Source organism: Xanthomonas cannabis pv. cannabis (genome assembly GCF_000802365.1).
GTDB lineage: Bacteria > Pseudomonadota > Gammaproteobacteria > Xanthomonadales > Xanthomonadaceae > Xanthomonas > Xanthomonas cannabis.
Window position 1 is genome coordinate 1 of the sequence record NZ_JSZE01000160.1, and the last position, 6,350, is coordinate 6,350.

A 6,350-nucleotide genomic window follows, 5' to 3' on the forward strand; every position below is an offset into this window, starting at 1 on the left:
CATCCAGGATCAGCGCCATGCGGCCATCACCGATCAGGGTGGCGCCGGCGTAGCCGGGCAGGCCGCGTAATGCGCGGGGCAGGGGCTTGATCACCACTTCCTCGCGGCCGCGGACCTGGTCCACCACCAGGCCGAAGCGGGTTTCGCCGGCCTGCAGCAGCACCACGGTCAGCAGCGGCGGCTGTTCGGCAGGTACGCCCAGCCAGCGGCGCAGGTCGATCAGGGGCAGGGTGTGCGAGCGGCGGTCCAGTACGGCGCGCCCGTCGAACCAGCCCAGCGAAGTCTGCGGGGCGTGCAGCACTTCCACCACGCGGGCCAGCGGCAGGGCATAGACCGCTTCGCCGGCCTGCACCAGCAGGGTCGGCAGGATCGCCAGGGTCAGCGGCACGCGGATCATGAAGCGGCTGCCGCGGCCCAGTTCGGACTGGATCTGGATCTGCCCGCTGAGTTCGCGGATGCGCGATTGCACCACGTCCATGCCCACGCCACGGCCGGAGATGTCGGTGACCTCGGCCTTGGTCGAGAAGCCCGGCATGAAGATCAGATGCAGGCACTCGTCGGTGCTCAGGCGGGCGGCGGCTTCGGCGTCGATCAGGCCCTTGTTGCGGGCGATTTCGCGCAGGCGTTCGGGGTCGATGCCGGCGCCGTCGTCCTGGATCTCGATGCTGACGTAGTCGCCTTCCTGCTGCGCGGACAGGCGCACATGGCCGCTGCGCGGCTTGCCGGTGGCTTCGCGCAGGGCCGGCGATTCGATGCCGTGGTCGATCGCGTTGCGCACCAGGTGCACCAGCGGGTCGGCCAGGGCCTCGACCAGATTGCGATCGAGCTCGGTTTCGGCGCCGATCAGTTCCAGTTCCACTTCCTTGGACAGCGTGCGCGCGACATCGCGGGCCACCTTGGGGAAGCGTGCGAACACCTTGCTGACCGGCTGCATGCGGGTGCGCATGACCGCGGTCTGCAGGCGCGCGGTGGCGATGTCCAGGGTGCTGACCGCGCGGTCGAGTTCTTCGTCGCGCAGGCGCGTGCGCAGGGTCTTGAGGCGATTGCGCGACAGCACCAGCTCGCCGATCAGGTTGACGATGGCGTCCAGGCGCTTGGTGTCCACGCGCACGGTCTGCTCGGCGTCGGCCGCCTTGGCCGCCGCCTTGGGCGCGGCCTTGGCGCCCGGCGCAGCAGCGCCGTGTGCGTCATCGTGTGCGGGTGCAGCGGCAGCGGCCTTGGGCGCGGCCTTGACCGCCGGCGGGCCGCTCTTGGCATCGAACTGGGCAATCAGCGAGGCCGGTGCATGCGGCACCGGTTCGCCCGAGCCCATCGCATCCAGCATGGCCTGCAGGTAATCCAGCGACTGCTGCGCGGCATCGAAGTGATGCGCCTGCAGCACCGCCTGGCCGGAGCGCGCCATGCCGAGGGTTTCTTCAGCGGCGTGGCACAGCTCCACCATGGGCTTGATCGCCAGGAAGCCGGCGCCGCCCTTGAGCGTGTGGAAGCCGCGGAACACCGCATTGAGCTGGTCGGCTTCGTCTGGTGCCTGTTCCAGCGACACCAGCTGTTCGCCGAGGCGATCCAGGATTTCCTGGGCCTCGACGATGAAATCGGCAGCAATATCGTCTGGAACGGCACTCATGGTTACAACCCCAATCCGGACAGCAAATCGTCGGCGTCGTCCTGCGACACGGCGTGACGGTCCAGGCCCTTGATCGCAGGACCGGCAAGACCGCCGTCGTCTTTCTTCGGCTCGGGATTCTTCGGCGGCAGGCCGAGCGCACCGAAGCCCTCGTGCACGCGCCGCACGATGCCGGCCACGCGCCGGATGATCTGGCCGCTCAAATCCTGATAGCTCTGCGCCAGCGACAGCTCGGTGAGGTTGTGGCGCATCTTGTCCATCAGCGCGCCCTGGTCCTGATTAAGGCCGCCATCGCGCAGCTGGTTGGCCAGCTCGCGGCATTCTTCGACCAGATCCAATGTGCGGTGGCTGGCCTTTTCGGTCATTTCCACCACGTGGTCCAGGCGCGAGCAGGCATCGTCCAGTTCGCCGGCTTCTTCGGGCACGGTGGGCAGTTCGCCCAGCGCCTGGCCAAGTTCGCGGGCGAGCCGGCTCAGGCTCTGCATCATCGGGCGCGTGCGCAGGGCGGCGAGGTGGTCGACCTCGCGCTTCCACGCCACTTCATCACCGCTTTCCAGTGCGTCAAGCGCGCCTTGCAGGCGCTCGATCAACGCGGCACGTTCGGCATCGGTTTCCACGGTGGCGTTCATCAGGCGGTCGCCGCCAGACGTTCGAACACCTTGCCCAGCTTCTCTTCCAGCGTCTGCGCGGTAAACGGCTTGATGATGTAGCCGTTGACGCCGCACTGGGCCGCTTCGATGATCTGCTCGCGCTTGGCTTCGGCGGTCACCATCATCACCGGCAGGTGCTTGAGCTTGGCGTCGGCGCGGATGTTGCGCAGCAGGTCGATGCCGGTCATGCCGGGCATGTTCCAGTCCGTCACCACGAAGTCGAACGGGCCCGCGCGCAACGCGGCCAGCGCGCTGTTGCCGTCTTCGGCCTCTGCGGTATTGGTGAAGCCGAGATCCGCCAACAGATTCTTGACGATGCGTCGCATCGTCGAGAAGTCGTCCACGATCAGGATCCGCATGTTCTTGTTCACATCAAGCTCCTAACACGAAAAATTACGCGAAAAATTCAGTCGTCGACTTCGACGCCGGCATCGGCCAGTTCGAAGACCTTGAGGCGGCCACGCAAACGCACCACCGCCTGGCCATGGATCTGGCACACGCGCGATTCGCTGACGCCCAGCACGGCGCCGATTTCCTTCAGGTTCAATTCCTGTTCGTAGTACAGCGACAGCACCAGCTGCTCGCGCTCGGGCAACTGGCCGATGGCCTTGCCCAGCTCGCGGCCGAATTCGCCACGCTCCATCATCTGCTGCGGGTTGGGGCCACCCTTGGCGGTGGTGTCCAGCTCGCCGTGATCTTCGATGCGCGATTCCAGGCTCAGCACCTGGCCGCGGGCGGCGTCTTCCATCAGGCGCAGGTAGTCGGGCAGCGGCATTTCCATCGCGGCGGCCACTTCGGTGGCGGCGGCGGCGCGGCCGGTGTTCTGCTCGATCTTGCGCACGGCAGCCGCGGCGTCGCGGGCGCGGCGGTGCACCGAACGCGGCACCCAGTCGCCACGGCGGATCTCGTCGATCATCGAGCCGCGGATGCGGATCGAGGCATAGGTTTCGAACGAGGCGCCCTGGTCGGAGTCGTAGCTGCGCGAGGCTTCGATCAGGCCGATCATGCCGGCCTGGATCAGGTCGTCCACTTCCACGCTGGCCGGCAGGCGCGCGGCCAGGTGGTGGGCGATGCGGCGGACCAGGTCGGCGTGCTGGGTCACCACGTCGTTGGCGTTGTTGCGCTGCACGGCGCGGTACTGCGCGCTGGCCGTGGTGGCGGTAGCGGTGCTCATGCGGCCACTCCCCGTTGGATGATGCGTTCGACAAAGAACTCGACGTTGCCGCGCGGCACGGTGGGTGCCTGCCAGCGCGAGGTACGGCGTGCGATTTCTGCAATGGCCTGCGCCGACGGACTGGACGGGTAGGCCTTGATGACGGGTTGCTGACGCTGCACCGACAGGCGCAACCAGTCGTCCTGCGGCACGTGGCCGAGATAGTTCAGCGAGACGTCGCCGAGGAACTTTTCGCAGACCCGAGAGAGCTTGTCGTACAGCAGGCGGCCTTCGTTGGGGTCGCGCACCATGTTGGCGATGATCTGCAGGCGGTCCACGCCGCGTTCGCGCGAGAGCACCTTGATCAGCGCGTAGGCGTCGGTGATCGAAGCCGGCTCGTCGCAGACCACCACCACGGTGTCCTGGGCGGCCTGGCAAAAGGTCAGCACGCTGTCGGTGATGCCGGCGGCGGTGTCGATGACCATCACGTCCAGGTCGCGTTCCAGTTCGGAGAACACGTTGACCAGGCCGATGTGCTGGGCCGGGGCCAGTTCGGCCATGTGGCGGCGACCGGACGCGGCCGGCACCACCAGCACGCCGCCGGGGCCTTCGATGATGACTTCATCGAGGGTGCAACGGCCGGCGATCAGGTCGGCCAGGGTGTACTTGGGCGCCAGGCCCAGAACCACATCCAGGTTGGCCAGGCCCAGGTCGGCGTCCAGCAGCAGGGTGCGCTTGCCCATGTCGGCAAGCGCCACGGCCAGGTTGGCGGAGATGTTGGTTTTGCCCACGCCACCCTTGCCACCGGTCACGGCGATGGTGCGCACCGGGCCCAAAGGCTCGGGACGGGTCGCCGACAGGGGGAAGGCGTTGGTCAGCTTGGCGTATTCACGCGACTGCATGGTTGTGCTCCGGAGTACAGGGCTTATCGGCAGCGCGCCGCAAATCTTCAAGACGAAGAACGAGACTGGCGGCATTGGCGCGGTGCAGGTCGTCGGGGACCCGCTGTCCGTCAGTCACCCAGGTGATGGGCATTTGGTGGTCGACCACCACCGACAAGGCGCTGCCGAAGCGGCCGGTCTCGTCGAGTTTGGTCAGCACCACGCCTTGGGGCTTGGCGTGGGCGAAGCGGCGCACGACCTCGTCGAGGTCGGCGAAATGGGAGTTGGCGGGCAGCACCAGCAGCGAGGTGACCTGCTGGGCGGCGCGCAGCCAGTTCAGCTGGGCGGCCAGGGCACGGTCGCGCTGGCCCATGCCGGCGGTGTCGATCAGCACCAGCTTGTAGTCGCGCAGGCGGTCCAGCAGCTCCAGCAGGCTTTCGGCGCTGTCGGCCTCGTGCACCGCGATGCCGAGCTGACGGCCGTAGCTGTGCAGCTGCTCGCGGCCACCGACGCGCAAGGTGTCGGTGGTGACCAGGGCCACGTCGCGCGGGGCGTGCTGGGCGGCGAAGCGCTGCGCCAGCTTGGCGATGGTGGTGGTCTTGCCGGCGCCGGTGGGGCCGACCAGGGCGATGACGCCGCCACGTTCCAGCGGGTCGACCGGGGCCACCGGCAGGCGCTTGGACAACAGGCCCAGCATCAGCCCGCGGCCACGGTGCAATTCGGTATCGGCCGGGATCTGCAGGGCGATGTCGCGGGTCAGGCCGGCGTCGAAGCCATAGTCGTCCATCAGTTCCAGTGCCTGCGCACGCACCGGGGAGCCACGCAGGCGCTCGTCGGTGAGGCGGTTCATTTCGCGCTCGATCATCTGCCGCATCAGCGCCAGCTCGCCGCGCAGCTGCTTGAGTTCTTCGTCGTTCTGCGGGATCGGCGCGGCAGCCGCCGGCACTGCGGCCAGCGCGGCGGGGGCGACGACGATCGGCGGCAGTGCAGCCGGCGGCAGGATCTGCGGCAGGGCGTCGTCCAGATCGAAGTCGGCCTCATCGGCGAAGGCGTCGTCGTCCTGGCCATGTGCGGCGTAGGCCGGGGCGGCGGCAGCGATCGGAGCCGGAGCCGGGCTCGGAGTCGGAGCGGTCTGCAGCGCCGGGCGCTGGACCGGGGCGGTGGTCAGGAAGTCGGCGAACAGCTGTTCCGGCACCGCCGATAGTGCGTGGTCCTGACGCTGCGCCACCGGGGCGGCCAGCTCCTGCACGGCCGGCATCGGCGCGGCGCTGCGGATCGGGGCGGCCACCGGGGCCTGGCGCGGCACGCTGACCGGCTGGCGCAGGGCCATGGCGGCGATCATCTCTTCGGCGGCGCTGGCAACGCGCTGGCGGTGGCTCATGCCGGCCTCGGCGGCCGGCTTCAGCGGAGCATGCACCGGCGCGGCGGGGCGGGCCGCCGGCTGGGCCGGGGCTTGCTGCACCGGAGCCTGCTGCACGGGCGACTGCTGGGCGGGCGCGGCGCTGGCCGGGGTCTCGGCGCGGGCGGTTTCCAGGGCGCGCTGCACCAGTTCTTCGTCGTAATTGCTGGCCGCGACGATTTCGATGCCTTCGGCGGTGCGGCGGTTGGACAGGATCACCGCATCCGGGCCGTGCTCGTCACGCACCATGCGGAATGCGGTGCGCATGTCCGGGGCAACAAAGCGTTTGATCTTCATGCCACGTGCCTCCAGGAACGGGACCCGCCGGACGCCGGACGGGTGCGCGATGAATGTGGGTGTGTTGCCAGCGTCATGAGTTGCATGTCCCGTGTGTGTTCCAAGTCCTGCCATCCGCCCCGCAGCGGTGGAGCTGTCTGCGGTCTCGCCAGAGCTAATGCATGTGGTGTGCCAAAAACGAAGTGCTGGATTTCTGGCGCTCGATCAGGAGGGTTGCGCGTGCGGCGGCTGCCCCTGTTGCCCCCATCCGCCCTTCGGGCACCTTCCCCCGCAGGCGGGGGAAGGGAGGCGTTGGCAGGCGGGGAAGGGAGGCGTTGGTGCAACGCCGCTGCAGCGCTGGCAACCC

At 68.4% G+C, this 6,350-nt stretch carries 6 protein-coding genes; all 6 read right to left on the reverse strand.

Annotated features, from left to right (window positions below; translation table 11 throughout):
* The coding region (locus OZ10_RS19015) for a chemotaxis protein CheA (protein WP_039566576.1) at window positions 1-1,624 on the reverse strand (1,624 nt) is incomplete at its 3' end.
* 2 nt (window positions 1,625-1,626) lie between these two features.
* Entirely contained in the window at window positions 1,627-2,253 is a 627-nt protein-coding gene (locus tag OZ10_RS19020) for a protein phosphatase CheZ (RefSeq protein WP_039414784.1), read from the reverse strand.
* A complete protein-coding gene (cheY, locus tag OZ10_RS19025; RefSeq protein ID WP_014507662.1) occupies window positions 2,253-2,645 on the reverse strand; it encodes a chemotaxis response regulator CheY in 393 nt (130 codons plus the stop codon). Before cheY ends, OZ10_RS19020 begins: the two co-directional genes overlap by 1 nt.
* Before the next feature lie 35 nt (window positions 2,646-2,680).
* Window positions 2,681-3,448, reverse strand: coding sequence for an RNA polymerase sigma factor FliA (locus OZ10_RS19030; RefSeq protein ID WP_039414775.1), 768 nt, complete (start codon window positions 3,446-3,448; stop codon window positions 2,681-2,683).
* A complete protein-coding gene (locus tag OZ10_RS19035; protein WP_039566578.1) occupies window positions 3,445-4,329 on the reverse strand; it encodes a MinD/ParA family protein in 885 nt (294 codons plus the stop codon). The genes OZ10_RS19030 and OZ10_RS19035 overlap by 4 nt, the downstream gene beginning before the upstream one ends.
* Window positions 4,316-6,004, reverse strand: coding sequence for a flagellar biosynthesis GTPase FlhF (flhF, locus tag OZ10_RS19040; protein ID WP_039566580.1), 1,689 nt, complete (start codon window positions 6,002-6,004; stop codon window positions 4,316-4,318). Before flhF ends, OZ10_RS19035 begins: the two co-directional genes overlap by 14 nt.
* Between the last annotated feature and the right edge of the window lie 346 nt (window positions 6,005-6,350).